Source organism: Roseibium sp. MMSF_3412 (assembly GCF_030733265.1).
Lineage (GTDB): Bacteria > Pseudomonadota > Alphaproteobacteria > Rhizobiales > Stappiaceae > Roseibium.
This window is the reverse complement of record NZ_JASHJI010000007.1, coordinates 220,594-243,689: the sequence shown is the minus strand read 5'-3', so window position 1 is coordinate 243,689 and position 23,096 is coordinate 220,594. Positions and strand designations below refer to the sequence as shown.

General features: G+C 58.3%; 17 protein-coding genes. 9 read left to right on the top strand and 8 right to left on the bottom strand.

What is annotated here, in order from left to right; all coding sequences use genetic code 11:
- Window positions 1-48 precede the first annotated feature (48 nt).
- The 3 genes from RBB49_RS14985 to RBB49_RS14975 all read left to right on the top strand — a co-directional run bounded on the left by RBB49_RS14985 (window position 49) and on the right by RBB49_RS14975 (window position 6,663).
- Window positions 49-4,398, top strand: coding sequence for a translocation/assembly module TamB domain-containing protein (locus tag RBB49_RS14985; RefSeq protein WP_306143649.1), 4,350 nt, complete (start codon window positions 49-51; stop codon window positions 4,396-4,398).
- Between the two features lie 217 nt (window positions 4,399-4,615).
- The gene (locus tag RBB49_RS14980; RefSeq protein ID WP_306143648.1) at window positions 4,616-4,969 is read left to right on the top strand and encodes a helix-turn-helix domain-containing protein; all 354 of its coding nucleotides are present in this window, start codon (window positions 4,616-4,618) and stop codon (window positions 4,967-4,969) included.
- 236 nt (window positions 4,970-5,205) lie between these two features.
- A complete protein-coding gene (locus tag RBB49_RS14975) occupies window positions 5,206-6,663 on the top strand; it encodes an NAD-dependent succinate-semialdehyde dehydrogenase (protein ID WP_306143647.1) in 1,458 nt (485 codons plus the stop codon).
- A 76-nt stretch (window positions 6,664-6,739) separates the two neighbouring features.
- Here the strand turns inward: RBB49_RS14975 and RBB49_RS14970 are convergent, their stop codons facing one another.
- From RBB49_RS14970 to RBB49_RS14950, 5 genes are all read right to left on the bottom strand, one after another.
- On the bottom strand, window positions 6,740-7,894 hold the full coding sequence (locus RBB49_RS14970; protein WP_306143646.1) for an MFS transporter: 1,155 nt from the start codon (window positions 7,892-7,894) through the stop codon (window positions 6,740-6,742).
- Window positions 7,891-8,694, bottom strand: coding sequence for a DeoR/GlpR family DNA-binding transcription regulator (locus RBB49_RS14965; protein ID WP_306143645.1), 804 nt, complete (start codon window positions 8,692-8,694; stop codon window positions 7,891-7,893). Before RBB49_RS14965 ends, RBB49_RS14970 begins: the two co-directional genes overlap by 4 nt.
- Window positions 8,695-8,819: 125 nt before the next feature.
- Complete coding sequence (locus RBB49_RS14960; RefSeq protein ID WP_306143644.1) at window positions 8,820-11,591, bottom strand: EAL domain-containing protein; 2,772 nt, start codon at window positions 11,589-11,591, stop codon at window positions 8,820-8,822.
- A gap of 58 nt (window positions 11,592-11,649) precedes the next feature.
- Window positions 11,650-12,594, bottom strand: a complete 945-nt coding sequence (locus RBB49_RS14955) for a FecR family protein (protein WP_306143643.1) — start codon at window positions 12,592-12,594, stop codon at window positions 11,650-11,652.
- A gap of 150 nt (window positions 12,595-12,744) precedes the next feature.
- A complete protein-coding gene (locus RBB49_RS14950; protein ID WP_306143642.1) occupies window positions 12,745-13,467 on the bottom strand; it encodes a glycerophosphodiester phosphodiesterase family protein in 723 nt (240 codons plus the stop codon).
- 390 nt (window positions 13,468-13,857) lie between these two features.
- Here RBB49_RS14950 and RBB49_RS14945 point away from each other — a divergent pair, with 390 nt between their 5' ends.
- The 6 genes from RBB49_RS14945 to RBB49_RS14920 all read left to right on the top strand — a co-directional run bounded on the left by RBB49_RS14945 (window position 13,858) and on the right by RBB49_RS14920 (window position 20,215).
- Complete coding sequence (locus RBB49_RS14945; protein WP_306143641.1) at window positions 13,858-14,442, top strand: YceI family protein; 585 nt, start codon at window positions 13,858-13,860, stop codon at window positions 14,440-14,442.
- A 53-nt stretch (window positions 14,443-14,495) separates the two neighbouring features.
- Entirely contained in the window at window positions 14,496-15,080 is a 585-nt protein-coding gene (locus tag RBB49_RS14940; protein WP_306143640.1) for a cytochrome b, read from the top strand.
- Window positions 15,081-15,104: 24 nt separating this feature from the next.
- Window positions 15,105-15,662, top strand: coding sequence for a YceI family protein (locus RBB49_RS14935; RefSeq protein WP_306143639.1), 558 nt, complete (start codon window positions 15,105-15,107; stop codon window positions 15,660-15,662).
- Window positions 15,663-15,799: 137 nt separating this feature from the next.
- Window positions 15,800-17,437, top strand: coding sequence for a fumarate hydratase (locus tag RBB49_RS14930; protein WP_306143638.1), 1,638 nt, complete (start codon window positions 15,800-15,802; stop codon window positions 17,435-17,437).
- A 142-nt stretch (window positions 17,438-17,579) separates the two neighbouring features.
- Window positions 17,580-19,271 carry a DUF1963 domain-containing protein gene (locus RBB49_RS14925; RefSeq protein ID WP_306143637.1) on the top strand — a complete coding sequence of 564 codons (1,692 nt, stop codon included), beginning with the start codon at window positions 17,580-17,582 and terminating at the stop codon, window positions 19,269-19,271.
- A gap of 350 nt (window positions 19,272-19,621) precedes the next feature.
- Window positions 19,622-20,215: a L,D-transpeptidase gene (locus RBB49_RS14920; RefSeq protein ID WP_306143636.1), complete on the top strand. Its 594-nt coding sequence runs from the start codon at window positions 19,622-19,624 to the stop codon at window positions 20,213-20,215.
- Window positions 20,216-20,305: 90 nt separating this feature from the next.
- Here RBB49_RS14920 and RBB49_RS14915 read toward each other — a convergent pair whose 3' ends face one another.
- The 3 genes from RBB49_RS14915 to RBB49_RS14905 all read right to left on the bottom strand — a co-directional run bounded on the left by RBB49_RS14915 (window position 20,306) and on the right by RBB49_RS14905 (window position 23,057).
- Window positions 20,306-21,016, bottom strand: coding sequence for a DNA helicase (locus RBB49_RS14915; RefSeq protein ID WP_306143635.1), 711 nt, complete (start codon window positions 21,014-21,016; stop codon window positions 20,306-20,308).
- Window positions 21,017-21,186: 170 nt separating this feature from the next.
- A complete protein-coding gene (locus RBB49_RS14910; RefSeq protein WP_306143634.1) occupies window positions 21,187-21,555 on the bottom strand; it encodes a DUF971 domain-containing protein in 369 nt (122 codons plus the stop codon).
- Window positions 21,556-21,620: 65 nt separating this feature from the next.
- Complete coding sequence (locus RBB49_RS14905) at window positions 21,621-23,057, bottom strand: deoxyribodipyrimidine photo-lyase (protein ID WP_306143633.1); 1,437 nt, start codon at window positions 23,055-23,057, stop codon at window positions 21,621-21,623.
- Window positions 23,058-23,096 lie beyond the last annotated feature (39 nt).

Genomic DNA, 23,096 nt, shown 5'->3' with positions numbered 1-23,096 from the left:
CAAATTAATCAGCTGCACAGAACCGGACAGTAGAAACTTCTGATCCACATGCGTTTTTTGAACCTGACCTTACGTATTTTCGGATTTATCATCGCACTCGTTGTCGCGATTCCCTTGCTTTTGATCGCGATTCTTCAGGTTCCCTCCGGCCGCAATCTTGTCTCCAATGTTGTCAGTTCGGTTGCTTCTAGCGAAACACAGACCATCAAGATCGAAGGGCTCTATCTCAGCTTCGGCCTGAACGCGGCAGTCGAGGACGTTTCGCTGGCCGATCAGCAGGGTGTCTGGTTCGAGGCAGAGCAAGTCGGGCTGAACTGGAATCCGCTGCAACTCCTGTCCGGAACGCTCGATGTCGCCGCATTCACGGCTGACAGGATGGATCTCAACCGGCTCCCCTCTTCCGAACCGGCAGCATCTTCCGAAAGCGAGACCGGGACGAGCGAGCAGTCCGGAGGCTTTGCTCTGCCGCTTGATATCTCACTGAACACGCTGGAACTTCGCGAGATCAATGTCGGCGCTCCCGTGATCGGCGAACCGGTCTCTGTTTCGGTTTCCGGTTCCGGCGCGTTCGTGCGCGACCCGGCCCTGGTTTCTGGAAAACTCGACGTTCAGCGGGTGGATGGCATCGATGCAACGCTGAATGCCAGCGCCGAATTCGAGCCTTCCGCGGAAACACTTGCCTTCGATCTTGCCCTGTCGGAACCCCGAGGCGGAATGGCAGCACGCCTTCTTGAAGTTCCGGATCTTCCCTCGATCCGTCTGGAACTGCAAGGAAGCGGTCCGCTCACCGACTGGGCAGCCAATCTCGGCATTGCTCTGGATGGCCGGACAACGGTAACCGGGTCCGCCAATCTTGAAGAGAGCGAGACGGAACGGGTCCTGACCTTCGATCTGGACGGAGACCTGGAGCCGCTCGCACCACCGCAGGCAAAGGCGTTTCTGGCCGGTACGACAAACGCGGCCGGCAGCGCGCGCTTCACGTCCGAATTCGCTCCTGTTTCGGCTGATATCAACCTCAAAACCCGAACCGTGGCGCTGGATGCGTCAGCGGATCTTGCCGACCAAAACATCAACGCCGGGGCCAAAATATCGGTCAATGCCGGGGACAATGCCCTCATTGCCCTTGATCTTGGTGACCGGCGTATCGTTTTCGGGCCCGTCGACGCGGTGCTTTCGGTCAGTGGCAGCCAGTCAGATGCGGACTGGTCGGCAAAGATCGGTATGGGCTCGTTCCAGACGACCGAAGCCAGGACAGGCGCAATCCGGCTTGAAGCCAGCGGCTCCGGTGCCAATCTGCAAGCGGATGTCCTGACCTCCCCCTTCGACGTTGAAGTCTCGGTCGCCGATCTCGAAGGTCAGACAGCCGAGACAGAACCGCTCACCGGCAACCTGTCGCTCAAGGCGTCGGGAACGGCCAACGGAAGCGCGCAGGAGGCCCGGATATCCGATCTTGCGTTCACCTCATCAGCGGCCGCGCTCGCCCTTACCGACACGTTGCTTTCCGCCAGCAGTGTTTCCGGTCAGGGCCGGCTTTCGCTTTCCGACCTCGGTGTCCTTTCGAAGCTTGCGCAGCGGGATCTCGGCGGAAGCGTTTCGGCAACGTTCACGGCGGATCTGAACCCGGTCGACGTCTCCGGCAAGGCGACAGCGGCCGTCGCGACGCGGGACGTGGTGACGGGGATTGCCCAGGCGGACGCGCTGATGGCCGGCTCGACCCAGCTCGACGCCGTTGTCACGCTCGAGGGCGTGGACGATGTTACGCTGGAGAGCCTTTCCGTCAAAAACGCCGCTATCGCGATTGACGGAAACGCGCGTTATGAAAAATCGGAGCTTGCTTCGAATGTCTCGCTAGATCTTTCCGATCTGAGCAAACTCGATGCGCAACTTGCCGGAGCCGCAACGCTTTCCGCCAAAACGTCCGGGGCCATCGATGCGCTGAATGTCGAACTGGATGCATCGTCTGAACAGATCCTGCTTGCCGGGACGCCGCTGGATGCGCTTGAGTTCACCGCGACAGCGATCGCGGACATGGCCGCGCCGAGCGCCAAAGTGACATCCACGGCCAGCCTCAAGGGCCAGCCGATTGCCGTCGACATCGAACTCAAAAGCGAAAATGGCGGCGCAGACATCAACCCGCTTTCAGTGAAGCTTGCCGGAAACACGGTGACAGGCGCACTCGCGATTACCGATCTGGAAAAGCCCGTCGAGACACTGAAGGGCGACCTTGAGATCAATGCCCCTGATCTTGCGTCGCTGTCTCCCCTCGTCCTGACTGAGATCGGCGGCGAGTTGAAGGGACGCGTGCTTGCCGATCCGGACGCGAAGAAACTCGCAATCGATCTCACCGGTTCCGACATAGATGTTCCGTCTCTCAGCATCGGCAGCGTCAAGGTGAAAGCGGACATTGCTGCTCCCTACTCTCCGCAAACGGCGACCGCCGATGTCGAGCTCTCCGATCTGATCACGGACGCAACGCCAGTCCACGCGGTGAGGCTGCTTGCAAAGCCCGAGGGAGACGGCACGTCGATCAATGCGGATGTCAAGATTGACCAGGGCGGCGATGACGGGCTTTCCCTAGCCGCCCGGGTTTCCCAACCCGCCACCGACAGCTACGTTGTCGACCTGTCCGAATTGTCGATGCGGTATCAGGGCCTGGCAAGCCAGCTCCTCGAGGCAACACGGATTTCGTATGCGGGTGGAAATGCCGACATCCAACCGCTCCGGCTCAAGCTCGGTGACGGATCGCTGGCCGTTTCAGGAACCGCCGGACAATCGCTTGACATGTCCGCAGAGCTGAATGCCGTGCCGCTCAATCTCGCCAACGCCTTTGTGCCTTCTCTCGGGCTGGGGGGGACACTCTCCGGTTCTGTGAAGGCCCAGGGCAGTTCGTCTTCGCCGGAAGCGACCTGGTCGATCACGGGTGCGGGCCTGACGGCAACCGAACTCAAGAACAACGGCCTTTCCACGCTCGCCCTGAAGACAACAGGCACGCTGAAGGACAATCAGGTTTCCCAGGAAACAACGGTCAGTGACCCGAACGGCCTCACCTTCTCAGCGTCCGGGACCGTGGGACTGTCGCAGCCCAATGCGCTTGCAATCACACTCAACGGAACGGTTCCGATCAACGCGTTGAAGCGTCCATTGCTCGAGGCCGGCCTACGGGGTGACGGAGCCGTGTCCCTTAAGGGCAATGTCGGAGGCTCCACGAGTGCGCCGACATACCAGATTACCGCGACGCCCTCAGGTCTCAAGGTCACCAGCTTGTCGACAGGTCTGACGGTTCAGAACATTGCGGGCACGGCAACGGTTACACAGGAACAGGCTTCCTTGAATTCGATCACGGGGGAACTCGCCACCGGCGGTTCGCTCGCCGCATCCGGAACCGTCGGGATGAACAATGGATTTCCCGCCGACCTTGCCCTCAAACTCAATCGCGGACGTTACGTCGATCCCGGTCTTGTCACGGCGGAAGTCGATGCGGATATCAAGATTACCGGACCGCTCGCCTCCGCGTCGAACTCGGCGCTGATCGGCGGAACGGTCACCATCAACAAGGCAGATGTCTCGATCCCCGAATATCTCCCGGGTGCCATCCCGCCCGTTGAGGTGAAGCACGTGAATGCCTCCCAGGCGATCCGGCAACAGGTGGCCGATCTCGGCGGCGAACCCAAACAGTCGCAGGCCGAGCAGAAATCGGTTCCGCCGCGCCTTGATATAGTGCTGAAGGCCCCGGGCCGGATCTTCATAAGGGGCCGCGGCCTCGATGCGGAACTACAGGGCAATCTCAAGGTGGTCGGCACGACCGCGGACCCGCAGGCCATCGGGGCCTTCTCGTTGAAGCGCGGGCAGCTCGATATCCTGACCCGCCGTCTGACATTCCAGCGCGGCAGCGCCACCTTCGATGGTTCGCTGACGCCGCTGATCGATTTCGCGGCAACGACAACCGTCAACGACACAACCATTACGGTAACCGTGAGCGGCCAGGCGGACGATCCGGAAATCGCGTTCACATCCTCGCCCGAACTGCCTCAGGACGAGGTTCTGGCCCTTCTGCTGTTCGGCAAGAGCGTTGGTAATCTTTCGGCGACACAAATAGCCAGTCTTGCAGCCGCAATCGCGACCCTTACGGGAGGAAGCGACAGCGGTCCGCTTGCAACGCTCAGGAAATCGCTCGGACTGGATGCGATCGATATCAACACAGATGGCGAAGACGGACCGTCCGTCGCTGTCGGAAAATACATAAACGACAACATCTATCTTGGCGTGGAACAGGGAACCGGGTCCGGCTCCAGCCGCGTCAAGGTCGACATCGATCTCGATCGCGGGCTGAAAGTACGCGGTGAAGTCGGTGCGGACGGTGAATCAAAGGCCGGTATTTTCTTCGAACGGGAATACTGAGCGCCGACCGAAACCGTTATTTTTGACGAGCAATTTGCGCAATCCCGCCGCGACACACTCTCAATGCGACAAATCGCCCGGCAGCTGTTGCACTGCACAGGCGGAACATGCAAGTGTGCGCGCCATGACCCATCATTTCAGAAAAAATGTTCCGTTCCTGCCGGACGAAACCGTTCATTTGGTGACGGATCGAACCGGTCGCGACGGGAGTTCAGTCATGTCGACAAGAAGCAGCGAATACACTCTGGGCGAGCGTATCTGCAAGGCGCGCGACGCCTCCGGGCTGTCGACGGCTCAGCTTGCCCGCCGCCTCGGGATCAAGACCTCGACCATGCAGAGCTGGGAAAGCGATCGCTCCGAACCGCGTTCCAACAAACTGGTGCTGCTGGCGGGCGTTCTAAATGTCAGCCCGACATGGCTTCTTGTCGGCCGGGGCACGCCTCCTTTTGCCGAAGACCAGGACAACACGGATCTCGACAGCATGAAGGTTGCGCTCGACCGCGTGCAGAAACAGGCCCAGGCACTCGCCGATGAAATCGCGGTTTTGCAGGAACGCCTCAGCGGATCCTGAAGATGACACCGGGCCCTCCAGGGCCCGTTTTCCTTTCCCCGCCATCAAGCTGATCCACACGCCCCTGCGAACGTGTTTGCCGATTTTCCGACCTGGTGGACGCTGCGCGCCAGGCTCAATTGCCTTCGTGGCCTGAAAAGCGCTTGCCAGACGGCGGAAAGGCGCTCTATCTCTTTGAAAACCGGTACGGCTGGCCTGTCGGCAGCCCTTCTCCGCACAAAAATCGGGAGTGATCCATGTCCTTGAACACCGCTCTAATCAAGCAGAATGTCTATATCAACGGCGAATGGGTTGATGCGGATAGCGGCCAGACCATCGCCGTTGCCAATCCGGCAACCGGCGAAAGCATCGGGACGATCCCCTATTGCGGACGTGGCGAGACGGCGCGCGCCATTGCCGCCGCAAAAGCGGCGTTTCCCGCATGGAAAGCGCTGACGGCGGATGCGCGTGCGGACTACATGCACAAGCTCTGCGACGCGATCATGGACCAGGTAGACGACCTGGCGGTGCTGCTGACCACCGAAATGGGCAAACCGCTCGCAGAGGCGAAGGGCGAGATCACCCTGGGCGTGAAATACATCCGTTTCTTTGCCGAAGAAGGAAAACGCATTTACGGCGACACGATCCCCTCACCCTGGGCGGACCGCCGTATCCTGGTCACGAAGGAACCCGTTGGTGTGGTCGCGTCGATCACGCCTTGGAATTTCCCGAATTCCATGATTGCCAGGAAACTTGGCGCGGCGCTCGCCTCCGGCTGCACCATGGTCATGAAACCGGCCGAATTCACACCCTATTCCGCGTTGATCTACGGCATCATGGCTGACAAGGTCGGACTTCCGGCAGGTGTCGTCAACATCGTCACAGGCGACGCACCGGCGATCGGCGAAGAGATGTGCGAAAATCCGGCCGTGCGCAAGATCACGTTCACCGGGTCGACACGGGTCGGAAAGCTGCTGGCAGCGAATGCCGGCAAGAACATGAAAAAGATATCGATGGAACTCGGCGGCAATGCGCCTTTCATCGTGTTCGACGATGCCGATCTGGACCGGGCCATCAGCGGTGCAATCGCCAGCAAGTTCCGCAACTCCGGACAGACCTGCGTCTGCGCCAACAGGATTTATGTACAGGCGGGTGTCTACGACGCCTTTGCAGAAAAACTCAAAGCCGCAATGGCCGAGCAACTGAAGGTCGGCAACGGGCTTGAGGCCGGGGTTACCCAGGGCCCGCTGATCAACGAGGCTGCCGTCGACAAGGTTGCAGCGCATGTGCAGGACGCCCTGAGCAAGGGCGGTGAACTCGTTTCCGGCGGCAACCGCCCAGGGGGAGACGGCACGTTCTTTGAACCAACGCTCATTCTTGGTGCCACGCCTGATATGAAGGTCGCGCATGAAGAGACCTTCGGTCCGCTCGCGGCGCTGTTCCGCTTCGAAACCGAGGCCGATGCCATCCAACTCGCCAACGACACCGAATACGGTCTCGCCTGTTATTTCTATTCGCAGGATCTCGGCCGGTGTTTCCGCGTGATGGAAGCGCTTGAATATGGTCTCGTTGGTGTCAATGAAGGCGTGATCACCACCGAGGTTGCGCCCTTCGGCGGGTTCAAGGAAAGCGGCGTCGGCAACGAAGGCTCGAAATACGGCCTCGATGACTATCTCAACGTCAAATACAACTGCCTCGGCGGGCTCGGCCTCTAAGTGCGACGGTCGGGCTGCCTTTCTCCGTGCCCCGTCTGCGTTAGTCAAAGCTAAAAACCTTCTTGGTTTTTAGACGTCAGGTTGTCCGCGTCACGCGGACTGCCAGGAACGGAACGAGGCACATGAGGAGCGCAAGCGCGAGGAAAGCGGTCTGAAGGCTGGTGGCATTCGCCACGAAACCTATGGCCGCCGGTCCGAGCAGGATGCCGCCATAGCCGGTCGTTGCGACAGCCGCGACCGCCTGCCCGCTCGGCATGTCGGTCTGGGTTCCGGCGAGACTGAACAGGACGGGCACGATGTTGGACGCACCAAGTCCGATCGCGACGAAGCCGATTGCAGAGACCGCGATGTGAGGCGTCAGCGTGACGAGCAGTATTCCGGAAATCGTGACGGCTCCGCCCCAAAGAAGGCACCGGCGGCTCCCGACCGCGGCAACAAACCTGTCGCCGAATATCCGGCCAACCGTCATAGCAACCGAGAACAGCATGTAACCGAACCCGCCCATGGCAATGCCGACGAGCCCTTGTTCGGTGACAAGCAAGGCGCCCCAATCCAGGATTGCGCCTTCGACAAGAAATGTCGCGGCGGTCAGCAATGCGATGACAAGTACGATCCCTCTCGGGAACACGATGGCACCTGCCTCTGATGCCGGTTCCGCCTTCAGCAACATAGGCCAGGACACGAGGATGGCGCCAAGTGCCAGCGCGGCGCAGGCACCTGCGGTGACACCGGGCGTTGCACCGGAAGACAGCAACACCGTGGCACCTCCGGCGCCGGCAAATCCTCCAATGCTGAACAATGCATGAAACCCGGACATGAGTGGCTTCGATGATCCGCGCTCCACTTCAACGGCATGTGAATTCATGCCGACTTCAAGCATGCCGAGAAAGCCCCCGATCAGGACGACACAAGCGCCCATTTCCCACACAGATCCAACAAACCCGACTGCGGGAAACAGAAGCGCCAGGCCCAGGCCACCTACGACCGTTACCCGGCGCGTTCCGAAATGCGTGCAGGCAATACCGGCGAGCGGCATGGCAACAACCGACCCGGCTCCGAGACTGAGGAGCAGCAGGCCGAGACCTGCATCATCCAGGCCCAGTCTCTGCTTCACGTAGGGAATAAGCGGCGACCAGCAGCCCAGCACGAACCCGGCTGCAAAAAACGCAAGGCGCGTCGCGAGCCTGGTTTCGGGCCGGTCCGGCGAAAACTCGGTCGCCTGCACACTCATCGAACAACCGTCCGGCTTGCCGCGGCAGGCCCCGCCACGACCACCTGGTTAACGTCTGTCTCGAATTCCGTGCGGTGCTCTTCACCTGCATCGGCCTCCAGAACCAGACAGTCGATCCTCTCAAAGGAGAGAACCTTGTGCGGCAAGCGCGTGCCTAGCTTCTTCGCTGTCGCCAGAATGGCGACGCGCCGGCTGTTCTGGACTGCTGCGCGTTTCACCTCGGCATCCCCGGCATCATAGGCGCTCACGCCGGTCTGACGGCAGAGGCCGCACGTGCCCAGAAAGGTCAGGTCGAACTGGAATTGCTCCAGGGCCTTGATGGCTTGCGATCCGGTCGTGCCGCCAACATCAGCGTTGACCGCACCGCCGAGCGAAAAGAGCGCAAGGCCCTTCCGTCCCATCAGCTTTGCAATCACGGGAACGGAGTTGGTCACGACCGTCAGTTCAAAGTTCCGGGGCAAGTGTTCGGCAAGGAAGATGTTCGTGCTGCCTACATCCAGAAACAGACAGTCTCTCGGTTTGATCAGTGTGAGAGCAGCCTTTACCAGAGCTTCCTTGCGCTCGACGTCCTCCGTGGTGCGGACCGAAACAGGCTGCGCCGACGGCGCAACCGGCAGCGCACCACCATAGACTTTCTCACAGAGGCCCTCGGCGGCCAGTTTGCGCAGGTCTCTGCGGATTGCATCCTCGGAGACCGCGTAGTCGGCTGCGAGCTTCGCCGCCGATACTGCCTCACCTCGGGCCAGAGTTTCAAGGATGGCAGCCCGGCGTTGGTTGGGGAGATGAGAGATATTGGACATAAACGTGCATTAGCATGCATTAATGTGCATAAACAAGAAAAATTACGAAAGTGACTCAAAACTCACCCGTCATGAGAAAGAGGTGTTTTCAAAAAAATGGCTTCACGGACGTGGAGAGGGCCGGATCAGGCGGCGACCACAAGACGTTCGGCTACGTCAATCGCGGTCATCGGGCGGCCAAAATAATATCCCTGGCCCAGCAGGCAGCCGAGTTCCTGCAGCCGGCAGGATTGCTCGAAAGTCTCGATTCCCTCAACAACCACCGACATGCCATACCCTTCGGCAAGCAGGAGAACCGCCTCGATCACGGCTGTGTCTTCCTGACGGTCGATCGTTTCCTTGACGAAGGATCTGTCGAGCTTGATCTTGGAGAACGGAAACTTGGTGATGTACCCGAGCGAAGAATAGCCGGTTCCGAAATCGTCCATCGAGAAACTGCAGCCGCGTTGCTTCAGGTCTTGCATGCACTGCATCAGCTCCGGGCTATCATCGACGAAAAGCGATTCCGTGACTTCGAGATCAAGCCTTTCGGCTGGAAAGCCTGAACGTTCCAACGCCTCGGAAACTGTTTCAACAAGATCACCGCGGAAGAATTGCACGGGCGACACATTGACCGACAGCCGCAAGGGCTGTTTCCAGTGCAGCGCTTCCTTCATGCCCCGGTTCAGCACCCAGGCGCCCAGTTCCTGAATGTATCCGTTCTCCTCGGCAATCGGAATGAACTCTACCGGTGAAACCGGGCCGAACTCGCGGCTGTCCCATCTCAAAAGAGCTTCGACGCCGAAGAGCGTGCCGTCGTTCAAACGCACCAGAGGCTGGTATTCCAAACGCAATTCGTCGCGAATGATCGCCTTGAAAAGTTCGGTCTCAAGTTTCCTGCGCCGCTGAAGGGCGGTGTCCATTTCCGACTTGAAACAGACAATCGGATTCTGACTGTCACGCCGTGCCGTCGACAGAGCATTGCCCGCGCGTTTCAGGATAAGGTCAGGATCACCCTCGCCTTCGGAAACGACATAACCGAATTTCAGTTGGACCGAGATACGCGCGCCGTCGATGGCGTAGTCTTCGCCGATGATTTTCCGGACTTCCTCGACAATCCCGAGTTCCGTTTCGCTTCCGGTTCTGGAGACTGCGAGACCGGCAAAGACATCGGCGGTGATCGCCGCCCAGGTTACGTCCTTGGCAAGATGGCTCTTCAAACGCGAGGCGATCGACTGCCGCACCCGGTCGCCATAAGTGAACCCGAGCGTTGCGACAATCTGGTCGAGGTTGGTGACGGCGAACTGAACGACGCAGACTGCCTCGCTTTTCGAGCAGGCATTCTCGGTCTGTTTTTTCAGTTCCCGCTCAAAACCATTGCGGTTGAGGAGATCGGTGATCGGGTCGAACCGTGCCAGATATTCCAGCCGGGCCGCAGATTCCCGCTCGTCGGTCACATCCCTGCAAGTGAGACAGGCGAGCGACCGCGTTTCCACCTTGTTCGGGTGTCTGGCTTCGGCGAGTGTCTTCTCGGCCTTGGTGACGACATATTCGATGAAACGGCGCCTTGTGCCGTCCTGTGCGAGAACCAGGATCTGTGGAACGGACGCGCGCCCTTCAGCCGCCTGGAGGGTTGCGATGGCTTCTTCCACCAGGGCATTTGGCAGAACCGAACGCGCACTGCTGCCGGCCAGCGTCTCACTTGAGAAAAGCAACCGTGCGGTTCGGTTGGCGGCGGTGATCAGGCAGTCACTGTCGATGACGATGATGGCATCGAAACTGTCATCGAATACCTGCCCCAGCATCCGGTCGCTGTTGCGTTGCTTGATATCGGCAACATGCGCAAGCAGCTTGTGCAGACCAAGCTCACGCAAAACTACAATGATTGCAGCCAGGGCCAGCAGAACATGCGCACTACCGGTCGGAACAAGAACCGGGTGCGACTGCTGAACGGCGAAGGCCACGATCTCGATTGCTGAAGCGGAGAGGACGAAGATGCCAAGCTTGATCGCCCATCCTTCGATCTTGGTGACCAGCAGAAGCGCGAATACGAGCACCGCGAACAGAAGGGCATATCCTTCGCTGACCGGGGTGAGCGCGCGCTTCTGGAGGAGCGTTTCCGCGCCGAGTGCCTGAACCATTGCGCCGGGCAGAATTCCGTAGACCGGCACGGCAAAAAGGTCGCGAAGTTCGAGCGCGCTCGCCCCAATGATCACTTTCTTGCCGGAGAACTGGTCCAGAGGCGCCGCACCAGTCAAAACATCGGTCAGCGGAATGCGCGGCATGCTGTCGATGTCGATACCATAGTCGAGATAGAACGCCCCTTGCGTGTCGCCGCTGTGTTCTCCCAGAAAGGCGGCGGCGGAGATCTCCGTGATCCCGTCTATCTCGTAGCCGTAGAGATTGCGCCAGATCCGGCTGTCGGCTTCCATCGGCACCATGACAACAACCGGCCATGCATGATCCAGAAACGGGCCCGCGGGAAGATTGATCACCTCGGTCTCGCTCGAATGTGCGGAGGCCGCCTGCCGGAACGCGGCAAGGCTTACATTGCCCGCCCGCTCGATCGCGCGTGCAAACAGTGCGTCATCTTCGGCGTTTGATGCGGCGCTGAAGTCAACATCGAAGACAATGTCCTGTGCTCCTGCCCCAGCGAGGCGGTCAACCAGATCGGCGTAGACGCGACGCGGAAACGGCCAGACACCGATCTGCTCCAGGCTACCGGCATCAATATCGATGAAGACGATCTGATCCGACACCGGCTTGGTGTCCAGACCGAACCGGGCTTCCCAGGCAAATCTGTCGATGGTCTCTGTCAGACCGAAAGCCCGCAAAACGAGAATAGCCGCGGTCAGAAAGACCGCGACCAGGATTGCGTTCAGGAGACGCCCACCAAGTTTCTCGTACCAGACCTGCACCCCACCTCACCCGGTTCGTAGATCTTGCTGCATCGGGCGCGACTTCTTCGCCTTCACGTTACTTTCCGCTGTTGCCATTCGAATTGCCGTTGCCGTTTCCATTCGAGTTGCCGTTGCTGTTGCCGTTGCCGTTGCCATTCGAATTGCCGTTACCGTTGCCGTTCGAATTGCCGTTGCCATTGCCATTCGAACTGCCGTTGCTGTTGCCGTTCGAGTTACCGTTGCTGTTGGAGCCGAACAGTCCACCAAACAGACCTTTTGATTTTTGAGGTTTCTCGCTCTGAATATTGACTGGTTCCGGACGGCCAAGTGTCGCAACCTTCGGATTTCTCTTCGGCCCCTTGCGCACTTCCGGTTTGGTGCGTCCACCGACACTCAGGCCGCCGTTGTTTCCATTTGCGCTCGAGGCATTCTGGCCAGCCGTCAAATCGGCGCGATCACCAGACGAAAAGTCCTCGACTCCGACCACGCCCCTGTCGACCGAAACCCGGGCGCGCGTATTGTCAACGGTCACATCGAATCGCGTACCCTTGACCACGGCTGCAAGAAACGGTGTCTCAACGAAGAAATGCGGACGTGACCGCTTCGCAACATCGACCGTAACCGTGCCTTTGCGCTGCAGCAGCGTGGTTTTAGAATTGTTGCTGAGATACTTGGACATAGCGAAGGTGGTGTTCGGGCCGACGCTGATGGTTTCTTCACCGCGCGCGATCAGCGCGCGACCACCTGCTCGCGTGCCCATGGTGTAACCTTCTTCAAAGGCCATTCCTCGTTTCACTCGGAAGGCCTCGACACCTGGCGCAACAAAATAGACGATTCCCGACACGCGTTTCACCACCCATTCGGAAGCCACCGCACCTGTCGCGGTTGCCGTCAGAAGAACTGGTATTAAAAACAAGGCAGCAAAAAACACCGCCACTTTGTGTTTCAGCCAGCTTTTATATTTGGAATGTCTTGCCTCGCACGAAGCCTTTAAGTTGTTTTTAAGGTCATAGACAACCATAGCTAAACTACCTCGCAGGTAAAATTCAGCTTTTTTCTTATCGATTTCCGCTTAACTGAAAATAAATATTTAGAAATAATTGACGCGACCAACAAACAGGGTTTCCAGGGAATTAATGTAGGTGCGTAATTTTGAATAAAACGGTGCTGATCACCCGACAGGTGACAGCACCGCGCTCTCGACGTCTCTGAAGACTTCGACGTGATCGATGTTCATCTGTTCGACGCCAAAGCGGACGGCATTTTCGAATACCTGCCGATCGTCGCCGGCGTAAAACATCTGGGTGACGAGGTTTGCGGCCCTGGCTTCCTGAACACGTTGTTCTTCCAACGTGTCGACGTCGAATTCAAGGATGTGAGCGTCCTGGGCAACTGCGCGCTCCACCGAGCCTACATGCGCGAAGAGAAGCATGCGCTTCAGATCCGGAACCTTGGCGCGCGCCTCCGCGCGGATCGCCTGATCGAAGGAAAAGGTCCACGCGTCGTCAAGCATGTCGCGGGCGGCCAGCATGTCCCGGACTTCGCCAGGGTCGCCTTCCTTGATTTCCACATAGGTTGCGATACGGCCTCGGCAGGCATCCAGAAACGCGTCCAGACGCGGTATGCGCTCTCCGGAAAATTCGGGCGAAAACCAAGAACCGGCGTCAAGAAGGTCCAATTCGGCGGAGGAATAATCCGACAGACGGCCCGATCCGTTGGTTGTCCGTTCGAGCGTCTCGTCATGCAGGACGTAAAGCACACCGTCCCGCGATGGCCTGACATCGAGTTCAACGACGTCCGCACCGAGCTCAATGGCCTTTTCGAGCGAGGCGAATGTATTTTCCGGAGCGTGTCTGCACGCACCCCGATGGCACACGATGACTGCCTGTTTCACGTAACATACTCCTTGTAGCCGTACCGAAGCGGTCGCCCCCCGAATTGCCTTCTCACCTCTTTGGACAAGATTATCAATGCTAGCTGCCTGAATTTCTTGATGGGTTGATGACAGACCAACTTGTTTCGTCTTTTCATGGGCTTAAAGGTGATGTTTTTTGGTTCACAACCTGAAAATGCATCTTCGTCAGAACACATCCCGCTTCGATTCGTGCGCGAAACGCCAAGAATCGACGACCACTCCCCCTTTCGAAGAAGTCCGGCCACGGTGCGACATATTGTTCAGCCACACCGAACGGTCAGTCAAATTGCACTGCAAAATTTCTTTCTTATTTTCCCGGTGCAGCGTTCATGAGCGAACGCTCTCCGACCAACGATATGAGGTTCAACCATGATCCGTCTTGCAGCATCCGCACTGGCTCTATCGCTTCTGGCCGCACCGGCAGTCGCCGAACCGGTCGCCTATGATTTCGACAAGTCCCACGCCAACCTCTCCTTCACCTATAATCACCTCGGTTACTCGACAACCGATGGCCGCTTCGGTGACTGGGACGGCACGCTCCTGATCGACAAGGACACCCCTGCCAACTCTTCCGTCGAATTCACGATCAACATCGACAGCCTCGATACATTCTGGGCGGACCGTGACACGCACCTGAAGAGCCCCGACTTTTTCGATGCAGCCAAGTTCCCGCAGGCAACATTCAAAAGCACCAAGGTTGAGCAGACCGGTGAAAACCAGCTTGACGTCACCGGCGACCTGACGCTGCGCGGCATCACAAAACCAGTCACGCTGACAGTCGACGTTCTGGCGTTGGGTGACCATCCGATGGCCAAGAAGCCAGCCGCCGGCTTCGCGGTTACCACCGTCTTGAAGCGTTCCGATTTCGGCATGGACAAATTTGTGCCCTATGTAGGTGACGAGGTCACCGTGACATTCCATACAGAAACACTGCTTTCGGAAGCCACGAACTGATTTGACAGAAACGGAGGCCGGTTTATCCGGTCTCCCAACCCAGGGAGCCTGCCATGCTGCGCAATACTTCGACCGGCTACGGACGCGTTGCGATCGCGTTTCACTGGACGATGGCCCTGCTGATCGCCGGAATGCTTGCATTCGGGCTCTACATGACGTCACTTCCGCCGACTGATCCCGAGACGTTTCAGCTCTATCAGTTGCACAAGTCAGTCGGTTTCGTGGTGCTGGCGCTCGCCATCCTCAGATTGCTCTGGCGGCTTGTGAATCCGACGCCGAAGCTACCTGCCGGAATGCATCCGCTTGAAAAAACGGCAGCGCATCTCGGTCATGCCGGCCTTTATGCACTCATTTTCGCGATGCCGATCACAGGTTGGTTCATGGTTTCGGCATCGCCCTGGGGCATTCCGACGGTCCTGTTCAATGTCCTGCCCGTTCCGCATCTTCCGGTACCCGAGGCCCTTGGCACAAAGGAACAGGCAGAAGGCTTCTTCAAGTTCCTGCACGAGTATGGCGCATTTCTACTGATCGCGTTGATCGTGGTTCATGTCGCCGCTGCGCTCAAACACCACTTCATCGCCCGGGACGACACGCTCAAGCGCATGGTGTCGACGGGGCCGGCCAAGACCAAGTCTTAAACTCTCACCTCAGGACTTCGTAGCATGATATTGAAAAAATTTGCACTTCCAATCTTCTTTCTTTCGATGATCGGGACCTTATCCGCTGCCCAGGCGGAGAGTTGGACGGTGGATGCGGCCAACAGCACGCTCGGCTTCGAAGTTCCACAGGGGAGTTCGCCGCTGAAGGGTACGTTCACCGCCTGGGATGCCAGCATCGAATTCGATGTTTCAGCTCCGGAAAATGCCGTGATCCTGGCAACGATCAATCCGGCCAGCGCTTCAACGGGCAATCCGCAGTTCGACACAACGCTGCCCGCCGCGGACTGGTTCGACGCCGCCGGTTTTCCCGTTGCCGAGTTTAAGGCGGAGGGCGCTTCGCTCGTAGAAGGCAACAGTTACCGGGCCGAGGGCACACTCACAATCAAGGGCGCGTCCCATCCTGTCACCCTCGACTTCACGCTGGACATCGACGGCGACACCGCCAAGGCCACCGGGACCGCAAAACTCAATCGCCTCGACTACCAGCTCGGTGCCGGCGTCGGCACGGACACGGTCGGCGATATTGTTACCGTGATGCTCGATCTGACAGCAACACGCTGACACACGCATTCGCGTGCAACCAATTGTGCAGGCCGCGGGACTTGGCGTTCGCGGCCTTTTTGCCGTATGAGAACGGCACATATGTTTCCAGCTCCGCCGGGTTACGCCGAGCGTAGCCAGATCAGGAAAAACGTCCCATGAACGCTCCCGTAAACCCGCCCGAGTATCATCACAGCGCCCTCTTTCCGCAGGACGCGGATCAGACCCCGTACCGGAAGCTGACATCCGACTTCGTCAGCACGGCGGAATTCAACGGCGAGGAAATGCTGATGGTTGAGCCGGAAGGTCTGCGCCTCCTGGCGGAGGAAGCCTTCAAGGACATCAATCATTATCTGCGCCCCGGGCATCTGGAACAGTTGAAGAAAATTCTCGACGATCCGGAAGCAACCGAAAACGACAAATTCGTTGCCTTCGATCTTCTGAAAAACGCCAACATCGCCTCCCATGGCGTGCTGCCCATGTGCCAGGATACCGGAACAGCCATCGTCATGGGCAAGAAGGGGCGCAAGGTCTGGACCAAAGGCGGCGATGAGGCCGCGCTCGGAGAAGGCGCCAGGGACGCCTATTTCAAAAAGAACCTGCGGTATTCCCAGCTCGCTCCCATCTCCATGTTCGAGGAGAAAAACACCAAGAGCAACATGCCGGCACAGATCGAAATCTATGCCGAGGGTGAAGACGCGTACAAATTCCTGTTCATGGCCAAGGGCGGCGGTTCGGCAAACAAGACGTTCCTCTTTCAGGGCACGCCCTCGCTGCTGACTCATGACCGCATGATCGACTTTCTGAAGGAAAAGATCCTGACGCTCGGCACCGCCGCGTGTCCGCCCTATCACCTGGCAATCGTGATTGGCGGAACATCTGCTGAGATGAACCTGAAGACGGCCAAACTTGCCTCAGCCAGGTATCTGGACGGGTTGCCGAAGGGCGGTTCTGAAAGCGGTCACGCGTTTCGCGACCTTGCCATGGAGGAGGAAATCCACAAACTCACGCAGGCAACCGGCGTCGGCGCCCAGTTCGGCGGCAAGTATTTCTGCCACGACGTCCGGGTCATCCGCCTGCCCCGTCACGGAGCCTCACTGCCCATCGGGCTCGCGGTCTCCTGCTCGGCCGACCGCCAGGCCGTCGGCAAGATCACGAAGGACGGCATTTTCCTGGAGCAACTGGAAATGCAGCCGGAGAAGTACCTGCCGGAAGTGACCGATGATGCACTGTCCGACAACGTCGTGAAGATCGACCTGACCAGGCCGATGCCGGAAATTCTGGCTGAACTCAGCAGGCATCCGATCAAGACGCGGCTTTCCCTTACCGGTCCGCTGATCGTCGCGCGCGACCTCGCCCATTCGAAATTGCGCGACCGTCTGGAGAGCGGTGAACCCCTGCCGGACTATTTCAAGAACCACCCGATCTACTATGCAGGTCCTGCCAAAACGCCCGACGGCATGCCTTCCGGATCGTTCGGGCCGACCACCGCGGGCCGAATGGATGCTTATGTCGACCAGTTCGAAGCGGCCGGCGGTTCCATGGTCATGCTGGCAAAAGGCAACCGCTCGGCGCAGGTTCGCAGAGCCTGTCAGGCCCATGGCGGTTTTTATCTCGGTTCGATCGGCGGACCGGCCGCACGCCTTGCCCAGGATTGCATCAAGAAGGTCGAGGTTGTTGAATTCGAAGAACTCGGCATGGAAGCCATCTGGAAAATTGAAGTCGAGGACTTTCCGGCCTTTATCGTCATAGATGACAAGGGCAATGACTTCTTCAAGGAACTGAATCTGAGCTAAAAGAAACCGCGACTGAAGAAAAAGGCAGCCACGGCTGCCTTTTTCCGACAGGTTCTGTTGGTATTTGTTCAAAAAATTTTACCTGATCTTTATCCCATGACGGTACAAATGTGAGTGAAAACTCAACATCATAGATGTCTGCATGGTCAAATTCGCACTTTACCTTCTGGTTCTTGTCATTTTTGCGTATGGCAGCAAGAAGCTCGGCTTCCCCAAGGTCTATTTTCTGTTTCTGGTTGCGATCCTTGGAAGCGTCGCGGGCATGGTGCTGCTGCCGCTTTTCAAACCGGTGTTCGGTACGCTCTGGTCGCTCCTGCCGCTGAAATCCAACCGGAAGCAGAACGCAGAGCCACAGGACATCAACGAAGGCCGGTTTCAGCAGGTCCTCGTAAAAGAAACCAGAAAGCTCTCTGAAGAGGCAGAGCAGGCGGACGACGATGCTGAACCGGTGCCTGAACGCAAGGACGTTCTGGAACTCAAACGCGAGCACGTGAAAGAACCGAAGCTCGATCCCGGCACTGACGATACGTTCGAAAGCCTGCGCAGCCAGTTTGCGCGGCCGGCTGTTTATGCGTTCCGGCCCTACCCGCCACATCGCGAAAAACACGGGCGCAGCAAGATCGGCGGCCTGCCCGATCTGCCAAACAGCATTCCCTGGCCCAAGGCCCCGGGACATGGCGATCAGATAAAGGCTGACCTCCCGTTGCATTTCCTGGCGCAGATCGACCTGGCTGACCTGCCATGGCGTCCGGACGATATTCCGAAGACCGGTATGCTGTTTTTCTTCGGCCGGTTCGACGGGAGCCTTGCCTGGTCCGAACCCGATGTTGCCAGCGCGAACGACATACGGGTTCTCTATGATGCGGATTATGCCGGGGCACCGACCGCTTTTCCAAAAAACCTGCCGTCACTCAGGGACGGCAACTACCACTTTGACCTCCTTTTCGGTCTGCCGGGCGACGAGAAATCCCGTATCTTCCCCGAATGGCCGCTGAAATTCGCGAAGGTCGAGACAATGCCGGTTGCTGAAGGTCTCCCCTTCGAAGCGCCCGAGGGTTATGCGGACGCACATACGCGTCACCTCACCGATCAGCTGCTGACGGCGTTTGGAACGATGAGCGCGGAGAATGCCCGCAACCGGGAGTTCCACCTGTTCGCGCCCTGGACCGAAGACGACAAGGCCGAAGGCAAGCCGCTCGTCGTCAGGCCACAGGATGAAACCGGGTTTCCGTTCGCGCCGAGAGGCATCGGCCTGATCTGCCGAATCCTGCGCAACCGGCATGCGGCCAAGCTGGAAGAGACCGGCTTCGAAGCCTGTTTCGAAGATTGGCAGCTCCAGGCCGACCGGTCACAGGAAACACCCATCGAACAGCGCGCAATCGACGCCTTCATCGAAGACCTGAACGACTTTCTGGCCCAGGCGGCGGACAAGCGCTACAGCAACTACCTGAAATCGGATATCGAACGGGCGATGCACCGGCTAGTCACGGAATCCGGTTCCGATCCGGACCTTGCAAAACACATTCCGGAGCTCGTCTATGTTGCGGCTGCGGACAGACATCCCGTGTTCCTGAAGGATGCGGACGGCGTTCAGTGCCCGGAGTTTCCCGGCGCCCGTTCCGGAAACTGCTACCATCAGATGTTCGGGCACCTTTCCTCGGTTCAGTTCAAGGTAGCCCATGACAGTCCGGAGCAGCTTCTGCTGCAGTTGTTCAGCGACTGGGGTGCAGAGATGACTATCGGCGATGGCGGTGAATTCGACTTCATGATCAATGAGGGCGATCTCGGCGAGCAGGAATTCGACAAGGTATCGGCGGCGCATTGCGCTCACTGATCCGAGCGAACGGAATCGCATTTGAGGGATCTCGTCCGCACAGAACGGCGCAGCTTCCAAAAGCACGCCACTCCATTTCCCTCAAGTCAATAATCGGGACGGATCTCTGCCGATTTGAAAAAGATCATGCAATTTTAACTAGTTTTATTTCCAATTCTCTACCTTATGGAGAATTTCTCGTTGCAAATTCGGCACATTTGATCGACCTGCGGCCTCCTCACATCATCGTGAGATTCCCTTCCAATCAAAATTAGGCCATGATTGTTAATAGTGCGGCAAGGAGATTTTCCTAACGTAACCTTCGATGCGATGCGCGCTCTGATGTGGGAAAGCGCTGAAGGGGGATAAAGATGAAGACATATTTTTACGCAGTGATTGCAATACTGGCAGGCTCGTTCCTGCTGCCAGCTGAAGTGTCGGCCCGCGCCGGCTACTTCGACCACAGCACAAACACCTGGGTCACTCCCAAATACCACCCAGGTGGAAAGTCGCCGGTCCGGCGCAAGAAGGTCAACTTTGACGGGCCTTATTCACCCGGCACGATCGTTATCGATACGTCCGAGCGCCGTCTTTATCACGTCCTGCCCAACGGCAAGGCGATGAAATATGGCGTTGGCGTCGGCAAACAGGGCTTCCAGTGGGCAGGCACGCACCGCGTGACCCGCAAGGCGGAATGGCCGAGCTGGACACCGCCGGCACAAATGCGTGCCCGTGAGCGCAAGAAAGGCCGTATCCTTCCGACCTATATGCCGGGCGGCCCGAACAACCCGATGGGCGCACGTGCGCTTTACATCGGTTCAACCCTGTACCGCATTCATGGGACGACAGAGCCGTGGACAATCGGTTCCGCAGTTTCTTCAGGCTGCATCCGCATGGCGAACGAAGACGTGATTCACCTCTACAAGAGCGTCAGCGTTGGCTCCAAGATCGTGGTCAAGCGCTAAGCAGCGCACCCAGATAAATCGAGAAAAGGCCGGATCGCTTGATCCGGCCTTTTCTTTTTGCGTTATTGCCTGTCCTTCATGACCAGACCGTCAAGGGCCCGGATGCACCGCCAGTTTGCCGTTGTTCAGGAAACAGCCCTTGTCGAACTGCGACAGGTCAACAGGATTGGGCAGCCTGATATCGGTCCAATCCGGAAGGGTCTTCTGGCGCGGATCGTAGGACCGGTGAACCTGCGAAAGGATCACAAGGCGTGCGCGGGTATTGACCGCAAGGGCTTTCAGGGCGTGGATCTGATCCGACAGTTCAGGCGTTGCGCGACGCTGGTCGAGCACCTGAAGATAATCGACGACGGCAATCGGACCGTCACGATCTCCGGCAAGAGACGCCGTGACCGTGCTCGCACTCAATTCATCCGTTAGAACAGTTTCGATGCTGTGCCGGTCCGGCCCAGTTTTGCGGACCGCCGGAAAAACGTCGGCGAGGTCGCCTTCAGAGAATTCGGAGGAGAAAAACACGCTCCTCAGACCCTGGTGCGATGCACGGTCCAAAAGCTCAAGGCCGAGGCGCGTTTTTCCGTGCCCGGGCCGCGCTGCCAGCAGCAAAAGTTCGCCCGGTTGAAGCAGATCGAGCAGACGTGCAGATGGCGCTGTCTCCCGGTGAAAGGAAGCGAGCAGGTTCCAGCTGCCGAACCCTTCCGCATTCGCAACGCGGTCGAGCGCCCTGGAAAGGGAGATGTCTTCGCGCCTTGCCAGGTTCCTGGCCATGCGCCTGAGACGATAGACTGGTGCAGATAACTTCATTGGCAAAATCCCGGTCTTGCGCAAGATTGCAATCCCTCCTCATGCGCGCGCATATCAAGCCAATGGTGTTGCCCTGCAGGTCGGCTGCTTCTCCGGTCGGAGGGGGAAGGCGTGGGTTCAGCCTATCATTATCTTAGCCGATTCTTGCAGCCGGTCTCGGGGAATTGAAATCACATATCCCTGCTGAGCCCCTTTTGAGCCAGTTCCTGAAGATAGACATCCCAATGGTTCGCCGGCCGTTCTCCAAGGTCCAGAAGATAGCGCCAGGAATAGATACCGGAGCTGTGCATGTCGTCGAAATGAATGCGAACGGCGTAATTGCCGACAGGCTCAACCTTGATGATCTCGACATTGCGCTTACCCGGAACCGTTTGCTTTTGAGACGGCGCATGTCCCTTGACCTCTGCCGACGGGGAACACACCCTCAGATATTCGGCCGAAAGGTCATGTTTCGCACCGTTGTCGAAGGCAACCGACAGTGATTTCCTGTCGCTTGCGACCCGCAGTTCTGTCGGCCAGGGAGTGGAGGCGTCCGCCATTGGTTATCTTCCGGAACGTTGGTGGTTTCTGCTGTGTCGGGACGATACTGCGCACAGTCAAGGCGTCAAGCGGCGTTTTGTCCGACCCGTTTGACAGCTTCGTAACCGTCCAGCGCCGCCTGTCGCGCCGTTGCATGATCGACAATCGGTGCCGGGTAATCCCGGCCAAGCACGATCCCTGCCCTTTCAAGGTCTGAAGCCGGTGCATTGAACGGCTCGAACAGCCAGTCCGTGCCCAATCCTTTCAATTCCGGCACCCAGGTCTTCACATAGGCACCGTCCGGATCAAATTTCTTGCCCTGTGTAATCGGATTGAAGATCCGAAAGTATGGTGCTGCGTCCGCGCCTGATCCGGTCACCCACTGCCAGCTGGCGGAATTGTTGGCCAGGTCCGCGTCGAGCAGCGTGTCGCGGAACCACGCTTCGCCGTGCTGCCAGTGCAATCGGAGATGCTTGACCAGGAAACTCGCGACAATCATGCGGACGCGATTGTGCATGTAACCTGTCTGCCAAAGCTCGCGCATGCCGGCATCGACGATCGGATACCCGGTTTCGCCCTTTTGCCAGCGTGTCAGATCCGCGGGTGCGTCGCGCCACGGGTAGGCATCGAATGCGGGACGCCAGTTCGCTTGCGGCAGCTCCGGGAAATGATAAAGCAGATGATAGGAAAACTCGCGCCAGGCGATCTCCGACAGGAACTTGAGACCGTCTTTTCGATACCCATCGTCGTTATCGATCAACTGCCAGGTTTCGTGCCAGATCTGCCGCGGCGAGATATCTCCAAAATGCAGGTGAGGCGAAAGCCGGGAGACATTCGGCAGGTCCGGCCGGTTCCGCAGCTCCCCGTAACCCTCCAGCCCGGACGCCAGAAACGCCTTCAGCCGCGCCGACGCACCCTCTTCACCAGGCTTCCAAAGACCGTCCCAACCACCTGCCCAATTCGGCTTTGACGGCAGCAACCCCAGGCTCTCCAGAACTTCGCCATGCGTGCTCTCCAGGACTTCAATGTTCCGCGGTGCAGGCAGCGGCGGATCGACGTTCTGCTGTTGTGCGGTTTTCCAGAACGGCGAATAAACCTTGAAGGAACCGCCGGTCTTGTTTGTGAGTTCCCAAGGCTCGAACAAAAGCGCCGCCTTGAAACTCTGGACCTCGAAGCCCTCGTCTTTCAAAAGGGCCTTGATTTCGGTGTCCCGCTCGATCGCGTGCGGCTCATAGCACCGGTTCCAATAGACGGAACGAACGCCGGTTTCCCGTGCAATCTGCGGAAGCACGTGCCGCGCATCGCCCCGGCATATGACGAGACCCGGCAGTTTTTCTGCCAGGTTTTCAAGACTGTGATGAAGCCACCACCTGCTGGCACCCCCAAGCGGATGGGTTTCGCCGGTTTGTGCCGGGTCCTCGAGCACAAACACGGGAACAATCGGACCGTTCTTCGCAGCCTCAAACAGAGCTGGATTGTCGGCTGTTCTCAGGTCCTGCCGGAACCAAACGAGTGTGGTCATGGTGCCTCTGCTTTTTCGACTGTTCCAAGTACGTCCGGA

Bases quoted from the DNA above. Each gene is read 5' to 3' on its own strand.
- RBB49_RS14910 (WP_306143634.1), bottom strand. From the start codon at position 21,555: ATGGCGGACGCCTCCACTCCCTGGCCGACAGAACTGCGGGTCGCAAGC.
- RBB49_RS14955 (WP_306143643.1), bottom strand. From the start codon at position 12,594: ATGGTTGTCTATGACCTTAAAAACAACTTAAAGGCTTCGTGCGAGGCA.
- RBB49_RS14930 (WP_306143638.1), top strand. From the start codon at position 15,800: ATGAACGCTCCCGTAAACCCGCCCGAGTATCATCACAGCGCCCTCTTT.
- RBB49_RS14940 (WP_306143640.1), top strand. From the start codon at position 14,496: ATGCTGCGCAATACTTCGACCGGCTACGGACGCGTTGCGATCGCGTTT.
- RBB49_RS14915 (WP_306143635.1), bottom strand. From the start codon at position 21,016: ATGAAGTTATCTGCACCAGTCTATCGTCTCAGGCGCATGGCCAGGAAC.
- RBB49_RS14925 (WP_306143637.1), top strand. From the start codon at position 17,580: ATGGTCAAATTCGCACTTTACCTTCTGGTTCTTGTCATTTTTGCGTAT.
- RBB49_RS14975 (WP_306143647.1), top strand. From the start codon at position 5,206: ATGTCCTTGAACACCGCTCTAATCAAGCAGAATGTCTATATCAACGGC.
- RBB49_RS14945 (WP_306143641.1), top strand. From the start codon at position 13,858: ATGATCCGTCTTGCAGCATCCGCACTGGCTCTATCGCTTCTGGCCGCA.
- RBB49_RS14980 (WP_306143648.1), top strand. From the start codon at position 4,616: ATGTCGACAAGAAGCAGCGAATACACTCTGGGCGAGCGTATCTGCAAG.
- RBB49_RS14985 (WP_306143649.1), top strand. From the start codon at position 49: ATGCGTTTTTTGAACCTGACCTTACGTATTTTCGGATTTATCATCGCA.
- RBB49_RS14905 (WP_306143633.1), bottom strand. From the start codon at position 23,057: ATGACCACACTCGTTTGGTTCCGGCAGGACCTGAGAACAGCCGACAAT.
- RBB49_RS14935 (WP_306143639.1), top strand. From the start codon at position 15,105: ATGATATTGAAAAAATTTGCACTTCCAATCTTCTTTCTTTCGATGATC.
- RBB49_RS14965 (WP_306143645.1), bottom strand. From the start codon at position 8,694: ATGTCCAATATCTCTCATCTCCCCAACCAACGCCGGGCTGCCATCCTT.
- RBB49_RS14920 (WP_306143636.1), top strand. From the start codon at position 19,622: ATGAAGACATATTTTTACGCAGTGATTGCAATACTGGCAGGCTCGTTC.
- RBB49_RS14970 (WP_306143646.1), bottom strand. From the start codon at position 7,894: ATGAGTGTGCAGGCGACCGAGTTTTCGCCGGACCGGCCCGAAACCAGG.